Origin of the sequence: Abiotrophia sp. HMSC24B09 (assembly GCF_001815865.1) — a bacterium.
In the GTDB taxonomy this organism is placed as follows: Bacteria; Bacillota; Bacilli; order Lactobacillales; family Aerococcaceae; genus Abiotrophia.
On record NZ_KV822187.1, the window covers coordinates 61,679 to 79,702 of the forward strand.

Below are 18,024 nucleotides of genomic sequence, written 5' to 3' on the forward strand. Positions count from 1 at the left end.
TTATTACTTGCTTGAGACCGTTAAATTAACCAGTAACCAGGCTAAACCTAGGAAGAGCCCTGCCCCCAAGAAGCTTGGGATAGGCGCAAATCCGTAGATGGCAGGCCCTAGCTTGAACCAAAAATAATTACCAATCCAGGCACCAATTAGGCCGGCTACCATGAAGCGACTTCTGCTTTCAGGTAGCTCATGGTAGAGTAAGGCCATGAGCCAGCCCAGGAAGACGCCAACTAATAAAGATATTACCATTATCTCGCCTCCAGCTCAAGTCTTAACGCATGGTAACAAACTCTTCCGAACCGGTTGGGTGAATGGCGATTGTCGCATCGAAGTCCGCCTTGGTCGCCCCCATCTTAATGGCCACCGCGAAGCCTTGTAGCATTTCATCCACTCCTTCACCAATGGCGTGTAGGCCGACAATCTTCTCCTCAGGGCCATGGCAAACCAGCTTAAACTTAGAAGGAACATTGAGCCCGGCAGCCCGTTGATACATGGAGTTGAACTGGCTAGTGTAGACTTTAAGATTGTCTGCACCGAATTTAGCTTCTGCTTCTTCTTGAGTGTAACCCACTGTGGCGATAGCCGGGTGGGAGAAGACAACTGTTGGAATTTGGCTGTAATCAATAGCGGCAGAGGTTGCCCCATTGAAGAGGAATTCTGCCACATGACGGCCTGCGCGGATAGCGACCGGCGTCAAGGCTGGGCGACCGATTACATCCCCTACTGCATAAATATGTGGGACGGCCGTCTGATGTTGGTCATTGACTTGGATAATCCCTCGTTCATTGACTTGAATGTCGGTATTTTCCAAGCCTAGGGCGTCGGAATTAAGGGCCCGACCAATGGCTGCAATGACCCGATCCACTACTAAGACTACTTGACCTTGAGACAAGCATTCAATCTTGCCATCCTGGCGACGACGATAGGCGTCGAACTGGGTATGAGCGTGTAAAGTTGGGCCATGTTCTGCCATGGTATCCAACAAGGCTTGGCTAAGCATGGAGTCAAATTTACGTAATGGGCGGTCAAAGCGGACTACTAAGTGAGACTCTACCCCCAATGCGTGTAAGACACCGGCCAACTCTACAGCAATATAACCTGCGCCCACAACGGCAACTGATTGAGGCAGGTCTTGCCATTCGAAGAAGGAATCAGACGTATCCAAGAGCTCGTGGCCTGGCACTTGTGGCACCGCTGGACGGCCACCTGTGGCAATCATAAAGTAACGTGCAGAATAGGTCTGACCGTTAACTTGAACCGTATGATTATCGACGAATTTAGCATAGCCTTTGATGTAATCAATGCCATTATTTAATAAGCCACGTTCATAGCTAGCGCGGGCATTGGCCACATAAGTATCACGAGCCTTAACAAATTCCTGGTAGTTAAATTGATAGTGAACATCTTGGAAACCATAGCCTGGCCCTACTTGGTTCATAACATCGGCCATATGAGCCGCGTACCAGGTGATTTTCTTAGGCACACAGCCTTCGTTAACACAGGTACCTCCTAAGCGTTTGCCTTCTATCAAGGCTACCTTGGCGCCGTACATAGCCGCGCGATTGGCTGTCGCCACACCGCCGCTACCGCCACCAATTACAATTAAATCATAGTTTGCAGTCATGCAAATACCTCCTAATAATCTCTACCCTTATATACTACACCATTTGGTCCAAAATCCCTTCTATAATGCTCAAAAAGCGGGAGACAGGCTCCCGCTTTCTATCAGCTATAAGTCAATCCAATAACGACATAAGAGATTGCCGCCTGCTTCCGTCACCACATTTTCCAAAATACCGCCATTCTTCTCAATGACGCGTGCCGAACCTAGATTGGTCTTGTCACAGGTAATCAGTAGTCGTTGGAGCCCTTCTTGACGGGCCTTATCTAGAGTTAAGGCCAAAAGTTGAGTGCCATAGCCTTGGCCCCAGCAATCTGGCGCAATTGAGTAACCGACATGACCACCGAACTGACGTAAATAATCCGTTAATTCAAGCCGCAAATTACTTAGACCAACCAAGCGATCACTGGCACCATCCTGCTCCAACACTAACCATATTTTGGCTGGCGCGTAGCCCTCGGGTAGGGTCTCCCGTTTGGTCATGGCCACTTGTCTTTGATGCCAAGCCGCCATATCGTCATAGTTTTCAAGGTCACCACAGCCATGGGCGACTAATTGACGCTTGAGATAGGCCTGACGATAGGCTGCCAGTGCCGGATAATCAGCTGGACTAATCTCCTTAAGATATAAGTTACTCATCATAAGCCTCCTTTTCACTGCTACTAGCCATTGGCTTGTTGTAGCTGCATACGATACATTTCAGCATAGCGTCCGTCTTGGGCCAACAAGGTCTGATGATTGCCACGTTCCACAATCTGGCCTTCATGCAAGACCAAAATTAAATCAGCGTCTTGGATGGTTGACAGGCGGTGGGCAATGATAAAGGTGGTCCGCCCCTGGCTCACGACCTTCATGGCATGTTGGATGATTTCTTCCGTCTCCGTATCAATATGAGACGTTGCCTCATCCAGAATCAAAATCTTAGGATCTGCAGCCAAGGTCCGGGCAAAACTAATCAGTTGGCGTTCACCACTGGAATAGGTCGCCCCTTTTTCAAAGACGGGAGCCTGAATACCTTGAGGCAGGCGACTGACCATGTCCTTGGCCCCAACCCGCTCAAGGGCTTGCCAGACAGCCGCATCATCAATGGCCTCATTCCCCATGGTCACATTGGAAGAAATAGTTCCAGTGAAAAGATACGGGTCTTGAAGCACAATTCCCATTTCCTTACGAACACTCTCACGGGAATAGTCGCCAATGGCTTGTCCATCAATGAGAATCTGGCCTTCTTGAGGGTCATAGAAGCGGAACAAGAGATTAATCATAGAACTCTTACCTGACCCCGTATGCCCCACCAAGGCAATGGTCTGACCTGGCTGAGCTAGCAGATTCAAATCCTTCAAGACAGGTTGACCTGGCACATAGGCGAAATGGACATCTTTGAACTCGACTTGACCTTGAGTCACTACCAAGTCTCGGTCTACCTCCACTTCCTGCTCCGCGTCCAGTAATTCCAGGACCCGTTGGCCGGTAGCCACCGATTGTTGAATCTGAGAGAATTGCCGGACAAAGTTATTGAGGTTCATGAAGAGACGATCCAAGTAGTTGATGTAGATAAAGAGCTGGCCGACTGTAATAGCCAGAGTCTGCCCCAAGAATTGATAACCCACCACAGCCAAAATTAAGGCTACAAAAGACCGGTTGAGCAATTCACCCAAGCTCCAAGAGACCGTGGAGTCCACGCGAATCCATTTTAGGGCTGCTTGGTACATCTGCTCTACGATTGTTTGGAAACGGGATTTGAAGCTGGACTCTATGTGAGAAAGCTGAATTATGACACTGCCGTTCATGGTTTCATTGACCTGGGAATTAATCTCACTTTGAGCTTCGAAGAAAACCTTCATAGCCTGAGAGACTTGGCGACTGTAGAGCACATACCAGCAATAAAAGAGTGGTAAGAGCAGTAAAAGGGCCAAACCAATATACCAGTTCAAGCTAAAGATAAAGACATAAATAATGATTACCTGAGCCAAATTAAGAAAGGCTTGCGACATGATACCACCGTAGAAGTTGCTTCTAAGGGTCTCCGTGTCATTAATAATGCGAGAGGAAATCTTGCCGGCTGGCTTATCATCAAAATATGAGACCGGCAGATTCTGCATGACATCGAAGGCCTTATTGCGGATGTATTCCACTATACGGTTGGCACATGACATTAAGATAATACTAGCAAAATAGCCAATAATCGAAGCTAAGGCAATCAGGCCTACATAGAAGCCCAGATGTTGCAGCATAGCTGCCCTATCCAGTTCCTTTCCCTGATTGAAGACAGGCGTGAGCACTTGGTCAATGACTCTTTGAATTTCTAAGGGGGCATAGTTTTGAATAATGGTCCCCCCGCCCAAGAGCACTAGGCCTAGGAGGAAGAGACGCCACTCTACCTTGACCAATCGAAATAATCTTAAGGGGATACTCATGCCATCACCTCCTCTTCTAAGACTTCTTCATTTAGGCGTTGGCGCCATGCTTGTTCAGCATACCAACCGCCTAGGGCCATGAGATCTTCTGCGCGCCCTTCTTCTACAATGCGGCCTTGGTCTAGGACCACAATCCAATCGGCATGCTCCACAGCTGTTAAGCGATGGGTAGTAATAATATTGGTCTTACCGGCTCGTAGAGTTTGGATATTTTCAATAATAATACGTTCGGTCCGCGCATCAACTGCCGATAAGGCATCGTCTAAAATCAGGAGCTCTGGTTCCTTAATCATGGCGCGGGCGATGGAGATACGTTGCTTCTGACCGCCTGAAATAGCCACCCCTTTCTCCCCAATTAGAGTGTCGTAGCCCTCCGACATACGTTCCAAGTCTTGGCTAAAGGCTGCAATGGCCACCGCAACATCCACTTGTTTCTGACTGGCAGAAGGATTACCCAAGAGAATATTCTCCCTTACGGTACGTGAAAAGAGTAAGTGTTCTTGCGGTACATAACCAATCAGCTTTTCCATATCGTGGCGATTAAAATCACTGATTGGTCGGTTGTTGACTAAGAATTCTCCCTGGCCAATGGGATACTGGCATAGGAATTGGCGAACCAGGGTGGTCTTGCCGCTACCTGTCTTACCGACAATCCCCAGGGTCTGGCCTTTCTTCAGACGCAGATGAATGTGACTGAGACTGTCTTCAGAAGCTCCTTGATAGCGGAAACTATAATCAGCTAGGCTCAGCTCCTCTAGGTCACTTAGCCTTTGAGTCCCTTGACTGGCCAAATCATCGCTAGCTTCCAATAATTCTTGGATCTTACCATGGCTGACTTTGGCATTTTGATAGACAACAATCAAATCGGTTAAGGACCAGAGCGGTTCAGCCAGTGAAACTGAATAGAGTTGCAAGGCAATAACTTGGCCCAAGGTCAAATGCCCTGCCGCCATTTCCAGTCCCCCTACGCCAATGACTAAGGCCGCGGTCAGGGACATAATGGTAATGGATAGGCGACCAAACGCCGCTTGGTAGTACATAATCCGGATAGCCTTGCTGGCTAAATCGCGCGTTTTTGCCTGGAAACGTTGACTGGCTTCTTGTTTGTTACCGTAAGCGCGCGTCACTCGAATGCCTTCTATGACCTCTAAGACCTCATTACCAAGGGAAGCAACCGCATCGCGTTGTTGCGTCACGGCTTCTTCTTGTCGACGCGTTAAGATTACAAGAGGAAGCAGGATGAGACTAGAAGGAATAAGAGCTAAGAGGGTCACCTTCCAAGAAATAGATAGCATAATGGGAATAATGATAAAGTAGGTACCCGCGGATAAGAGAAAGCTCATTACGCCATAGCCCATAAAATCCTCAATTCCCCTAACATCAGAAGTGAAGCGAGTCATCATGTCGCCTGAACGGAACTTCTCAAAAAATTGAATCCGCATGCTGATGATCTTCTGGTAGAGATTGAGCTTGACTTCCTTGATATAGAATGCCGATTGACTAAAGAGTCGACTCATCCATAGGTATGCAGATGTGTACTGAGCCACCGACACCACCAGGAAAATGCCAATGAAGAGAGCCAGGCTCTGACCCGTCAGCGAGTGGTCGGCCATGGCATCAATAATGGCCTGAGTTACGCGCGTAGGAATGACCAACAAGATATAGTCGGCAATAATGGAAAGCAGAATAATCAGGTAAGTCATCGGATAACGTTTAATGAATTGCCACATGGCAGCTAACATAAAAATCCCCCTTAATATAGTTAGATAGGTAAAATCCCCTAATAGACGCACAAAAAAGACCCTAAGATGGACAGCACAAGGAACAGAATCTAGTCCTGGCCCTTGCCACTCCAACTTAGCGTCTTATCATCTTCTATATTCTTGGCTATAAGGCCTAGTAAGGCACTTTATAGCATGACGTCTAAAAGGAGTGGGTGTTGTTTAGCTTGTTTGGTTTTAGCTACTAAGATCATGACACATACTCCTTTCTTTCTTTTTTTCTTACTTTTCTAGGATACCACAGGCTTATCGTATTTGTAAAGCCTTTCTTGAAATTATTTTACAAACATCCTTAGTCCTAGGCCCCTTCAGGTAGCTTGGCTTGCAATATGGTGTGGCTTTCGGTAAACTAAGCCTGTATAAAGTAATTTCTAGATTAATATAAAGGATGACCACATTGAAACAATTAATTGCCATTATCTTTTCTTCCTTGCGAATGCCCCAACAAATCTTCGGGCTTTCCAAGGTGCCCTTTAAATTCTTCCGTCGTCTTAGCCGGCTGATTATCCTCTGGCTAACCGTCACCTCTATCCTGGTGATCCTCAAGCCACTCAATCAACTCTTTGACGATGTCAAAGCTAGCTCAAATAACCTACCAGATTTCCATACTGTTGACGGTAAGCTAGAGCTCGCCCAAGACCAAAAGCCTGTCTACTTCCAATCTCAGTCCTTTCAATTAGTTGTTGATGATACCGTAACGGTTAGCGGGCCCCAAGACCAACCTACTATCCCAACGGACATTGCTAGCCGCCTGTCCACTAAATCCGTGGCCAGCTTCTTCCTCTTCAAGGATCGGGCTTTCGGCCAAGTTGCTGGACGTATGATGCAAATTACGGACCTCTACAAGGCCAACTTTAACAAGCAAGTCGCTAGCCAAACTTTAAACTCTATTGAAAATTACCGCTGGATCTTTTATCTGTCCCTTGTCATTATGGCTTGGATTATCTCCTGGTTACTCTATTGGTTTGTAATCCTGCTCATTTCTTACTTGGCCCACTTCACTACCCTACGGTCCAAGTCCTTCAAACTCTTTAGCCAGACTATGCGCCTAGTGATTCAAGTGACCTTTGTTCCCTTCCTTATCTATGGCCTCTTACAAATCATTATGCCTCTAGGCTTTGTCTTCTTCATCTTCTTGGCCCTCTATACGGTCGCCTTCATCTACTACGCCCAACAGCGCTTTATGATGAGTCTCTTCTCGGCCTTCAATAGCCAAGCCTTCAAGGAAGGGATGCAGGACTTACAAGAAGATGCCAATAAGCTAAGCCCTGAGGAAATGAACGAACGCTTTATGTCCTTGATTCAAGAAGCCAGACAAGAGCGTCATGATCAAGCAGAAGGTAAAGAGGAAGAAGCAGCAGATGCAAACCCTCAAGATCACACTAGTCAAAATGACCAGCCATCACAAGATTCTTCTGACCAAGATCAAGACAATGAATAATAAAAAGCTAGGACCTCAAGTCCTAGCTTTTTTATGTCTTAAGTGCTTTACTTGGCTTCTAAGAGTTCCTTAGCCAATTCGTAACAGCCGGTAATGCCGGCATTATCTTCCAAAGCTGGTGGCACGATGAAACCTTCTAATTCTGGCAAGGTCACATAGTTGTTGTTAAGCGCCACTAAATGCTCACGAATCATTGGGAAGAGTTGGCGTTGCTTCATAACCCCGCCACCCAAGATAAAGCGTTCAGTACTCAAAATCAAATAGTAGTTGTAGATAGCTTGGGCAATGTAATAGGCTTCTAAGTTCCAGACTTCCAACTCATTGCTGAGTTCAATCCCCTTCTTACCCCAACGTGCCTCAATCGCTGGCCCAGCAGCCATGCCTTCTAAGCAGTCGTGGTGGAAAGGACATTTACCTTCATAGTGGTCCTCTGGATGACGTTTGAGGCTGATGTGACCTGCTTCAGGATGGGCAAAACCGCTAATAATCTTGCCACCTACTACGACCCCAGCACCCACACCGGTCCCGATGGTGATATACATACAGTTTTCAACGCCGCGCGCAGCCCCCTGCTTCATTTCCCCGTAGGCTGCCGCGTTGACGTCAGTGGTCCAAGCCATTGGTACATCAAATTCCTTCTTGAAAGCACCCAAGAAATCAAAATGTTGCCATGGCAACTTTGGTGTATTGGTGATATAACCATAGTCCTTGCCATTAGGGTTCGCCCCAATTGGACCGAAAGAACCAAAACCAAAGGCCTTAATCCCATTATATTTCTTGAAAAAGTTAATCATGCTTGGCATGGATTCAGATGGCGTCTCAGTTGGGACACTCAAACGTTCAATCAAGGTTCCATCCATTTCGAAGACAGCGCAGACACATTTTGTACCGCCTAATTCAATTGCTCCAATCATCTTACACACTCACTTTCTATGCTTTTGCTTTTCTTTTACCCTTGTTCTTACTGTCGCGATGCCGGTCTTTTTTCTTCTTAGGCTTGGTCGCGGCAGCTGACTTAGCTTTTCGGGCTGGTTTAGCGCCAGTTTTAGGCTTTGGCTTTGGACCCTCTAGCCTTTCTTGATCCTGCTGACCAGCGCGTTCTTGGGGCCCTACTAATTGGCCTTTGAAGGTAATACGCTCCGTCAGTTGGTAAGGACTGGAAGTCAAGAGCCTTTCCAGGTCCCTTAATTCCTGTTCATTGACTAGGGAAAGAACCGTTCCGGATTTCCCCATACGGCCTGTACGACCTGAGCGGTGAACATAGGTATCTAGGCTGTCCACTCGGTTATAGTGGACGATATAAGGTAGGTCAGGGATATCTAAGCCCCGCGCCGCCATATCAGTCGTCAGCAAGTAAGTCACCTTAGCTTGCTGGACTAGGCGGAAGGCCCGCTCCCGCTCCTGCTTGGACAGTTGACCATGCATGACCGCTACCTTAATACCTTGAAAGACTAATTTAGCCGCCACCGTTTCTAGGTCATGCACCTGTTCAAAGAAGACCAAGGCTTGCATGTCAGCTACTTGGGCCAGGCGCTTGAGCTGTTGGACCTTTTGCCGATCATGCGTCAGGACATAGACATGGTCTACCTGGCCAGACTGGCTGACCTGGTCCTTCTCCACCTGATAGAGGGGAAGGCCAGAGGCCACCAAGTCAACCAAAGGCTGACCATAAGTGGCACTAATCCAGGCAACTGTCACATCCCGCATAAGGGACTTTCTAATCTGGTGAATGGCCCCTTCATGCTCGGCTTGCAGTAAATAATCTGCCTCGTCCAAAATCAAGTAGCGGACCTGGTGGACCTTGAGTTTACGGGTTTGGTTGGCTAATTCTAGGAAACGACCTGGCGTCGCCACGATGATTTCCGGCTTAGCCTTAAGGGCTTCCTGCTGACGCTTAAAGTTGGCGCCCCCCACCACTAATTGGACTTTTAAATCCAAATGACCTCCCCAAGTTTGGGCCACGCCTGCAATTTGCTTGGCCAGTTCTTGTGATGGCGCCAAAATCAAGGCCTGTAGCCCCTGCCCGGCTTGCAGCTGTCCTAAGACCGGCAAGAGATAGGCCAAGGTCTTACCACTGCCTGTAGGCGAAATGGCCACCAGGGATTGGCCTTGCGCCAAAGGTTCCATGATGAGCTTTTGAATCGCAGTGGCTTGTTGATAGCCCGCAGCCTGCCATTCCTGGGCAAGGGCTGGAGCAAGTTCTAGAGTCTCTGACATCAGAGGCTTACCTCACTTTCTTGATAGGCCTCTCCCTCGAAAGGAAAGGCGAGTTGGGCCGATTGTCGCATGGCCTGCATGACTTGGGCCACCTGATAACTTAAGAGGGTCCAGTGGCGATAAAGTTCATTAGCTGGGCTCTTTTCTTCTAGGCCCCGATAGCCTCGCAAGACTTGGCCGAAGGCTCCGAGTTCTCCCACCATATCGTGCTTAGGCTGATATTGACTGATGACTGCTGTCTGCCCCTGGCTATTGGCCAGGCTGACCGTCCGAATACGGGTAATATCCTGAATGGCGATGACCTCATTATCCAGATAGATTTCACTGGCTTGTGTGGAATGTACCGCCTTAGAAACTAGGAGACTGACCTGAAACTGGTCATAATAGAGAATAGCATTACCAAAGAGGTCCACCCCATTGGCTCCTTGAACAGCTGAATACTTAAGGCGCTGGGGCATACCGAAGAGATCCACGATGACATAAATGGGATAGACCCCCAAATCCATCAAGCTACCTCCTGCCATGGCTGGATTGAAGATATTAGGAGCCTCCAAGCCCTGGGCCTGGCTATCCAAATAGGCCGGATAGCGACTAGAGTACTGTCCTAGAATAAAATTAGCCCCTAGGAAAGGCTGCTTAGCATCTTGGCGCTTGTTGGCCACCAGTTGCTTAAGCCGTTTATAGTTAGGGTTGTGGATGTGGAGGACAGCCTCAAAGAGTAAGACGCCATGGGCTCGGGCCAAGGTATGGGCCTCCTGCCACTGGTCCACATTAGCAAACATGGGCTTTTCAACCATGACATGTTTGCCAGCTTGGATGGCCCGTTTGGTCTGTTCAAAATGGACCCTATTGGGACTGGCTATATAAACCAAGTCTAGCTCAGGATCCGCCCAGAATTCAGCCAAATCATCACAGTAATAGGTCGCACCAAAGCGCTGGGCTAAATCCTTAGCCTTATTCTTTTGGCGCGAATAGACGCCGTGGAGCTCATAAACCTCTGGTAGCAGACTGAGGGCTTCTAAGAAGCGCTCTGTAATCTGAGAGGTCCCGATGGTGCCAACTCGAATCATTGTGGCCATCCTTTCTATTTTTTAGACTTGAATTGTTTTCCATTTACCTTGACGATAGCGCCAGGTAATGAGGAAGGAACGTATGGTTTGGTCGCCAATTACGGCTATCCAAGCACCGGCCAAACCCCAGTTAGCATAGTTGACCAAGATATAGGACAGGCAGACCCGGATACAGAAGACCGAGAAGCCCGTGGACAACATAGGAAAGAGGGTATCCCCCACCCCACGCAAGGCCCCCACTTGAACTAGTTGAACCAATTGGAAAGGCGTGAGTATCGCCATACAGATAAGTGGAATCGCGACCAAGCTAACAACATCCGCTTGTTGGGTGTAAATCTGGCCCAAGACATCCCGTCCTAGAAAGAAGACGGCACTCATGGCTAAGCCAAAGTAGAGGCCGAATCTGGCTGTCTTACGGCCATAAGCATCAGCTAAGGCCACATCCCCCGCCCCTAAGGATTGACCGACTAAGGTAGAGGCGGCAATCCCCAAGGCCATACCAGGCGTAATGGAGAAGGATAAGATATTGAGGGCAATCTGATGGGCCGCCATCACGACTGTTCCCAGTGAAGCCACAATCTTAGTGTAAAGAATCAAACTAGAACGCAGCAGTACTTGCTCACCCGCCGAAGGAATCCCAAAGCGGAAAATAGCAGCAAAGGTGCTGGCTTCCAATTTCCAATCCTTGAACCAATCAACCTGGATGGCAGACCGGCCACTAGAAATATAAAAGAGCAAACCTAAGCCCGAGCAGACATTAGCCACCAAGGTGGCAATCCCTGCTCCTGTAATGCCAAGTTCTGGCAGTCCAAAATAACCATTTACCAAACTAAAGGCCAAGGTCACATTAATGGCATTGGCTATGACATTAATCCGCATAGGGATTTGAGTCTCCCCTACCCCTCGAATAGAAGAGGATAGGAGGGCCGCCAAGCAGTTAAACCAGAGGCCAATCATGACCAAGCGATAGTAGATTAAGCCCGCTTCTTGAGTCAGGGCATCTGCTCCCAAAAAATCCATCATGGCTTTTTGGAAGATCAGGACGGAGGCTACAAAGAAGGTCGATAAGGCCAAACCCAACATGAGGTTATGCTTAAGAATACGACCCAGTCGATGGAGCTCCTTAGCGCCATAGGCACGGGCAATTAAGGTTGTCCCCCCTACCCCTAGCGCTTGCACGACAGCAAGGATAAAGAAGAAGGGTTGGTTGGACAGCCCCACAGCCGTTACATTGACATCGACCGGATAGAGTCCGCCCCCATACTGGCCCAAGACCACCATATTAACCATCCCGAACAAGGAGGTAAAGGTGACCTCAAGTAAGATGGGCCAAGATAGGTTAAGGACCTGACGACTGATCTGCCGATCTTGCGATTGTTCCATGATAGAACCACCTTTCTAGCGACTAGGCTTGGAAGGCTGATTCCGGAATATCGTCTAGATATTGTTCAATGGCTTGCACCGTTTCTACTAGGCTACCTGGCTCAAATGGTGATTTAAGATTAGCTTCTGCCACGATCTTAAGGAAGGACTTGGTCCCACCTGTCCGACAAATATTGAGGTAATCGGTCCATACACTTGGATCATCATCAATTTGGCTTCGTTTCCAGAATTGGAAGGCGCAGACTTGAGCCAAGGTATAGTCGATGTAGTAGAATGGGCTGGCGAAAATGTGGCCCTGACGGAACCAGAAGCCTCCGCGATCTAAGAAGGAATCTGCTTCATACTCTTTCCAAGGCACATATTGACGCTCCAAACGACGCCATGTCGCACGGCGCTCAGCTGGTGTCATTTCAGGATGTTCGTAGACTTCATGTTGGAAGTGGTCCACTAAAACCCCATATGGTAAGAAGATTAAGCCACCAGATAAGTGTGTAAACTTATATTTGAGAGTTTGTGAGCCGAAGAAGAGTTCCATCCAAGGCCAAGCCAGGAATTCCATGGACATAGAGTGAATCTCACAAGATTCAAAGGTTGGCCAGACACATTCTGGTGTTTGGATCCAACGGGATTGGAAGACTTGGAAGGCGTGCCCTGCTTCGTGGGTCAAGACATCGACGTCAGCAGCCGTCCCATTAAAGTTAGAGAAGATAAAGGGTGCTTCATAATCTGGCAAGTAGGTACAGTAACCCCCACTAGCCTTACCTGGTTTGGTTACCAAGTCTAAGAGCTCGCGATCGACCATAAAGTCAATAAACTCACCTGTTTCTGGCGAAAGTTCATGGTACATCTTAACTCCAGCGGCCAAAATTTCTTCTGGCGTCCCTTGAGGCATGGCATTACCAGACTTGAATTTATACTCCAAGTCGTAAGGTTTGAGACTTTCTAGCCCTAAACGATCTGCTTGACGTTGGTAGAGTTTGTTTACCACAGGCACGACGTGCTCCAAGATTTCTTGGCGATAAACTTCCACTTGTTGACGGTTATAGTCTAAGCGGTTCATACGCAAGTAACCTACTTCAACGAAGTCCTTGAAGCCCAAGGTCTTAGCGATTTGGTCGCGAACCTTGACTAATTGATCATAAATACGGTCAAATTCTGCTTCATGGTCATTATAGAAGGCGCCGACCAATTCAGAAGCTTGACGACGGACCTCCCGGTCAGGGTCTTGGGCAAACTTAGCCATACCTGGCAAGTTGTAGGTTTGACCTTGGAACTCGATTTCAGCAGAAGCTTGGAGCTTGCTGTATTCGGTGCTGAGCTTGTTCTCTTGTTGCAGTAAAGGAATAATCTCAGGACTGAAGACCTTGAGGCTGTTCTCAGCCATTGGGAAGAAGGTCTCTGGCAGGTAGTTTTCCAATTCACTCCGCCACTTAGAGCCTAAGACAGCTCGATAGTAAGCCGTATCCCATTCACCAATAATTGGGAAGTGCTCATCCCAGAAGGCTGTTTCTTCTTCGTAGAAGCTATCCTTGGTATTAATGCTGTTACGGATGCTTACCAAGGTTGATAAGGTCCCTAAAGTATTTTGGATTTCTTGAATATGTTTGGTGGCTTTGAGAGCAACTTCCGCCTCTTCTGCCTTTTCAATCAGTGAAATTTGATTAAAAAAATCTTCTTTCAGAAGGTCTAGATCAGGTCTCTGATACTCCAATTCTGAAAATTTCATAGTATCACTTCTTTCTATTTACAGTTAGCTTCATTATAGCACAAAACCAGCCTTTAGGTCCTATATTTTTGCATAATCAGTGCCAAATTATACACACTCTATGGGCTCCAAACAGAAAAAGCCCAAAAGCAACTAGCTTCTGGACTTTTTAGTTGGACTCATTTAATTCTTAGGCCCAGTCCCTTCTAAGTTCAAGAGATAGGTCTTCATACCTAATCCACCACGATAGCCTCCCAGACTGCCATCGTGAGCCAAGACCCGGTGACAAGGCAGGAGAATGCTAAGGGGATTCTGGCCCACTGCATTGGCAACGGCCCGCACCGCCTTAGGCCTGCCCAGGGCTTGTGCTAATTCCTTATAGGAACAAGTCTGACCATAGGGAATCTGAGCCAAGGCCCGCCAAACTGCCTGCTGAAAGTCGGTTCCCTTAATAAAGTCATAGGCTAATGCTAGGGGGGCTTGACCACTAAAATACTGATCCAAGGCTAAGCAAATCTCAGGCAGCTCCTGCTCCTGCCATTGGTAGCGACCTTTGGGGTCTAAGTCAGCCTGACAGTCCGCCAGTGACTCGCCAAAGGCGCCAATATAGACTAAACGCCCTTGATGGGCAACGACTGGCAGTTGACCCAAATTATGATCATAAAGACAATAGCTTAACATCATGTCATCCTTTCTGAGCAAAAAGAGGCGACAAGCGCCCCTTTTGCTTTGCTTACATTTTGTCTGGCGCGTGAAGGCCTAAGAGATGGAGTCCATCCTTGAGGACTTGAGCCACAGCTGCTACCAAGGCAATCCGGGAAGCAGTGCCGGCATCTTGATCTAAGATGCGACTATTAGCATAGTATTTATTAAATAATTGTGCCAACTGTACCAAGTACTTAGCCACGACGGATGGCTCGTAACGGTCACCCGCCTGACGGATAATGCGTGGATAGTCTGCTAATTTCTTAGCTACTTCCCAAGCATAGTCATCCGATAGGTCAAATTCAGCTGATAAGTCAAGATCTTGGCCGTACTTGGACAAGATACTACGAGAACGGGCGTGGGTGTACTGAACATATGGTCCAGTTTCCCCTTCAAATTGGACGATTTCTTCCAGGTTGAAGTCGAAGCTATTCATACGCTCTGTCTTGAGGTCATGGAAGACAACAGCCCCTACCCCTACTTGACGGGCAACTTGGTCCTTGTTTTCCAAGCCTGGGTTCTTGAGCTCAATTTGTTGACGCGCTAAGCTAATGGCTTCCTTAAGCACTTCTTCCAAGAGGACAATCTTACCTTTACGGGTAGACAGTTTCTTCCCATTCAAGGTAATCAAACCAAATGGCACATGGGCCATATCTTTTGCCCATTCGTTGCCCATCATCTCTAAGACAGTTTGAAGTTGCTTGAAGTGAACACTTTGCTCGCTCCCCATGACATAGAGGTTCTTAGCAAAATCATAGGTCCGCTTACGGTAGTAAGCTGTCGCCAAGTCACGTGTCAGGTAGAGGGTTGAACCGTCTGATTTTTTAATCAAAGCAGGTGGCAGCGTCTCATCTTCCAAGTGAACCAAGGTAGCACCATTATCAACCGATAAGAGGCCTTTTTCTTCAAGGAGGTCCACGATTTCATCCATCTTGTCGTTGTAGAAAGCTTCCCCATTATAGGAGTCAAACTCTACTTCTAAGAGGTCATAGACTTTTTGGAATTCTTTAAGAGACTCTTCGCGGAACCATTGCCAGAGGGCTAACATTTCTGGGTCGCCATCTTCCAAGCGCTTGAAGATAGCCCGTGCTTGGTCTTCTAGTTCTGGTTGGGTTTCAGCTTTTTCGTGGAAATCAACATAGAGCTTAACCAATTCTTTGACTGGGTCAGCCTTAACCGTGGCTTCGTCACCCCAGCCTTGGTAAGCCACAATCAACTTACCAAATTGTGTTCCCCAGTCACCTAAGTGGTTGACGCGAACCGGTTGGTAACCTAATTTAGCCAAGATAAGCGAAATAGAGTTCCCAATCACTGTTGAACGCAAATGGCCCATAGACATTGGCTTGGCAATGTTAGGTGAGGACATGTCGATGACGACGTTACGGCCTTGACCTAGGTCTGCCTGGCCGTAGCTAGCGCCCCCTTCTAGGACCGCGTGCAAGGTTTCGTTAACTACTGTACCGCGTTTGAGGAAGAAGTTGACATAAGGACCCATGGCCACTACCTTGTCAAACTTGCTGGCGTCTACTTGCTCTGCTACTTCTTGGGCGATGGCTTGAGGGGCCTTGCGGAAGACCTTAGCTAGTTGGAATACAGGAAAGGCCAAGTCACCATGCTCAGCATGACTTGGAACTTCAATTAACTGTTCAATTGCTTGCTCGGTCAGATGCTCAGCCAAGACTGGGCTGAGGGCTGACACGACGGCTGATTTTTGATTCATTGTGTGCCTCCTATTGTTTGATGAGATGGAAAATTTGAAAAAAGCCCCCAGATATCCCTAAGGGAAATCTAGAGGCGAATTAGTGACTAATTAATACGCGGTACCACTCTACTTCAGTTGCCGGCAAACGGCGGGCAACCCTTATACTTGATAACGGAGTGGGCTCCGACTTAGGCTAGCAGGCCTAGGCCCTTCACCTAAATAGTATCCAAGAGTGCGCTTCATCTGTTGACCTCTACCGGCTCTCAGCATCCCGGCTCGCTGTCTGAGGCTAGGACAGACTACTCTCTCCTGCTTACTGCATATTCTAGTTGCTATTGTATCACAGTCCTATGGACTTGGCTAGACTATTTTAGTCTTCTAATTGCTCCTCACGACCTTGGTTCCAGTGGAAGTGGAAGGTACCTGGGCGGTCTACGCGTTGGTAGGTGTGAGCCCCGAAGAGGTCGCGTTGGGCTTGGATTAAGTTAGCTGGTAAGACTGGTGAACGGTAGGAATCATAGTAGGCCAAAGCACTTGAGAAGGTTGGCACTGGAATCCCTGCTTGAATGGCTAAAGTCACCACGCGACGAACCGCAGCTTGGTTGCTACCTAAGATATTGAGGAAGTAGTCATCCAACATGAGGTTATCTAAGTCAGGGTTCTTGCTGTAGGCATCGGTAATCTTTTGCAAGAACTTAGCACGGATGATACAGCCTGCACGGAAGATCTTGGCAATTTCGCCATAGTTGAGGGTCCAGCCGTATTCTTGGCTAGCTGCCTTCATTTGAGCGAAACCTTGGGCATAGCTGACAATCTTAGAGAAATAGAGGGCTTGACGCACGGCTTCAATGATGTCTTTTTTATCTGCTTCAGATAAGTTAGCTTGGAAATCTACCCCAGGAATGACTTGGCTGGCTGCCACGCGTTCTTCCTTGAAGGTTGAAATGTAACGAGCGAAGACAGATTCCGTAATCAGAGACAATGGCTCCCCTAAGTCTAAGGCTGATTGAGAGGTCCACTTACCTGTCCCCTTGTTACCAGCTCGGTCCATGATCACATCTACCATTGGCTTACCAGTTGCTGGGTCGACGGTTGCGAGGATTTGAGTTGAGATTTCCATGAGGAAGCTGTCCAACTCACCCTTGTTCCACTCGCCAAAGATTTGAGAAATTTCAGCAGCAGATAAACCAAGGACGCGGTGCAAGAGGTCGTAAGACTCTGCGATTAACTGCATGTCCCCATACTCAATCCCGTTGTGGACCATCTTAACATAGTGACCCGCACCATTTTCGCCAATGTAGGTCACGCATGGTTCGCCATCTTCTGGTGCTTTTGCTGAGATATCGCGCAAGATTGGCGCCACTAATTCATAGGCTGATTGAGGCCCGCCTGGCATGATAGAAGGACCATGTAAGGCACCCTCTTCACCACCGGAAACCCCAGTCCCAACAAAATTAATGCCTAATTCGGCCAAGCGTTCGCTACGGCGAATGGTATCCTTGAAGAAGGTGTTCCCACCATCAATGACAATGTCACCCTTGTCTAAGTGTGGCAAGAGTGCGTCGATGGTTGCGTCCGTTCCTCGGCCAGCTTGAACCATAAGAAGAATCTTACGTGGAGATTCAAGGCTGTTGACGAATTCTTCTACTGTGTAGGTCCCTACTAGGTTCTTACCTGGGTTTTGTTCCAAAACCTCAGTCGTTTTAGAGCCAGTACGGTTATAGAGTGAGACACTGTAGCCACGGCTTTCAATATTTAAGGCAATGTTACGACCCATCACGGCCATACCAACGACACCAATTTGTTGCTTAGTCATTGATCCAATTCCTCCAATTTGTCTTTTTACTTTTAACGGTCTTATTTTAGCATAAATGGACCTACGATTAAAGTTTTGCGCTTAATATGTGCCAGAAATAGCTGATTAATTCTGCTTCTAGGCCAAAGTGATTGAAAGTCACCAGTCTTTGGGGTAAAATTAGGGC

At 47.8% G+C, this 18,024-nt stretch carries 14 protein-coding genes; 1 reads left to right on the forward strand and 13 read right to left on the reverse strand.

The annotated features are described in order from the left end of the window. Positions 1 to 3: 3 nt before the first annotated feature. From HMPREF3093_RS00245 to HMPREF3093_RS00265, 5 genes are all read right to left on the reverse strand, one after another. Positions 4 to 249, reverse strand: a complete 246-nt coding sequence (locus HMPREF3093_RS00245; RefSeq protein ID WP_070755062.1) for a hypothetical protein — start codon at positions 247 to 249, stop codon at positions 4 to 6. Positions 250 to 271: 22 nt separating this feature from the next. After that, positions 272 to 1,624 (reverse strand): glutathione-disulfide reductase, encoded by a 1,353-nt coding sequence (gene gorA, locus HMPREF3093_RS00250; RefSeq protein WP_070755063.1) that lies wholly within the window; start codon positions 1,622 to 1,624, stop codon positions 272 to 274. 105 nt (positions 1,625 to 1,729) lie between these two features. Next, entirely contained in the window at positions 1,730 to 2,260 is a 531-nt protein-coding gene (locus HMPREF3093_RS00255) for a GNAT family N-acetyltransferase (RefSeq protein WP_070755064.1), read from the reverse strand. A 23-nt stretch (positions 2,261 to 2,283) separates the two neighbouring features. After that, positions 2,284 to 4,038: an ABC transporter ATP-binding protein gene (locus tag HMPREF3093_RS00260; protein WP_070755065.1), complete on the reverse strand. Its 1,755-nt coding sequence runs from the start codon at positions 4,036 to 4,038 to the stop codon at positions 2,284 to 2,286. Next, complete coding sequence (locus tag HMPREF3093_RS00265) at positions 4,035 to 5,780, reverse strand: ABC transporter ATP-binding protein (protein WP_070755066.1); 1,746 nt, start codon at positions 5,778 to 5,780, stop codon at positions 4,035 to 4,037. The genes HMPREF3093_RS00260 and HMPREF3093_RS00265 overlap by 4 nt, the downstream gene beginning before the upstream one ends. A 436-nt stretch (positions 5,781 to 6,216) precedes the next feature. Between HMPREF3093_RS00265 and HMPREF3093_RS00270 the strand changes: the two genes are divergently transcribed. Next, complete coding sequence (locus HMPREF3093_RS00270) at positions 6,217 to 7,260, forward strand: DUF1189 family protein (protein ID WP_070755067.1); 1,044 nt, start codon at positions 6,217 to 6,219, stop codon at positions 7,258 to 7,260. A 47-nt stretch (positions 7,261 to 7,307) separates the two neighbouring features. Here HMPREF3093_RS00270 and HMPREF3093_RS00275 read toward each other — a convergent pair whose 3' ends face one another. The 8 genes from HMPREF3093_RS00275 to gndA all read right to left on the reverse strand — a co-directional run bounded on the left by HMPREF3093_RS00275 (position 7,308) and on the right by gndA (position 17,858). Continuing rightward, positions 7,308 to 8,174 (reverse strand): ROK family protein, encoded by an 867-nt coding sequence (locus tag HMPREF3093_RS00275; RefSeq protein WP_070755068.1) that lies wholly within the window; start codon positions 8,172 to 8,174, stop codon positions 7,308 to 7,310. Between the two features lie 16 nt (positions 8,175 to 8,190). Further along, complete coding sequence (locus HMPREF3093_RS00280) at positions 8,191 to 9,477, reverse strand: DEAD/DEAH box helicase (protein ID WP_070755069.1); 1,287 nt, start codon at positions 9,475 to 9,477, stop codon at positions 8,191 to 8,193. Then, the gene (locus tag HMPREF3093_RS00285) at positions 9,477 to 10,547 is read right to left on the reverse strand and encodes a Gfo/Idh/MocA family protein (protein ID WP_070755070.1); all 1,071 of its coding nucleotides are present in this window, start codon (positions 10,545 to 10,547) and stop codon (positions 9,477 to 9,479) included. The genes HMPREF3093_RS00280 and HMPREF3093_RS00285 overlap by 1 nt, the downstream gene beginning before the upstream one ends. Positions 10,548 to 10,568: 21 nt before the next feature. After that, complete coding sequence (locus HMPREF3093_RS00290) at positions 10,569 to 11,930, reverse strand: MATE family efflux transporter (protein WP_070755071.1); 1,362 nt, start codon at positions 11,928 to 11,930, stop codon at positions 10,569 to 10,571. A gap of 22 nt (positions 11,931 to 11,952) precedes the next feature. Further along, entirely contained in the window at positions 11,953 to 13,656 is a 1,704-nt protein-coding gene (locus tag HMPREF3093_RS00295; protein WP_070755072.1) for a M3 family oligoendopeptidase, read from the reverse strand. 162 nt (positions 13,657 to 13,818) lie between these two features. Next, positions 13,819 to 14,316, reverse strand: a complete 498-nt coding sequence (locus HMPREF3093_RS09990) for a methylated-DNA--[protein]-cysteine S-methyltransferase (protein ID WP_070755073.1) — start codon at positions 14,314 to 14,316, stop codon at positions 13,819 to 13,821. Positions 14,317 to 14,368: 52 nt separating this feature from the next. After that, a complete protein-coding gene (gene argS, locus HMPREF3093_RS00305) occupies positions 14,369 to 16,060 on the reverse strand; it encodes an arginine--tRNA ligase (RefSeq protein ID WP_070755074.1) in 1,692 nt (563 codons plus the stop codon). A 352-nt stretch (positions 16,061 to 16,412) separates the two neighbouring features. Then, complete coding sequence (gene gndA / locus HMPREF3093_RS00310) at positions 16,413 to 17,858, reverse strand: NADP-dependent phosphogluconate dehydrogenase (protein ID WP_070755075.1); 1,446 nt, start codon at positions 17,856 to 17,858, stop codon at positions 16,413 to 16,415. Positions 17,859 to 18,024 lie beyond the last annotated feature (166 nt).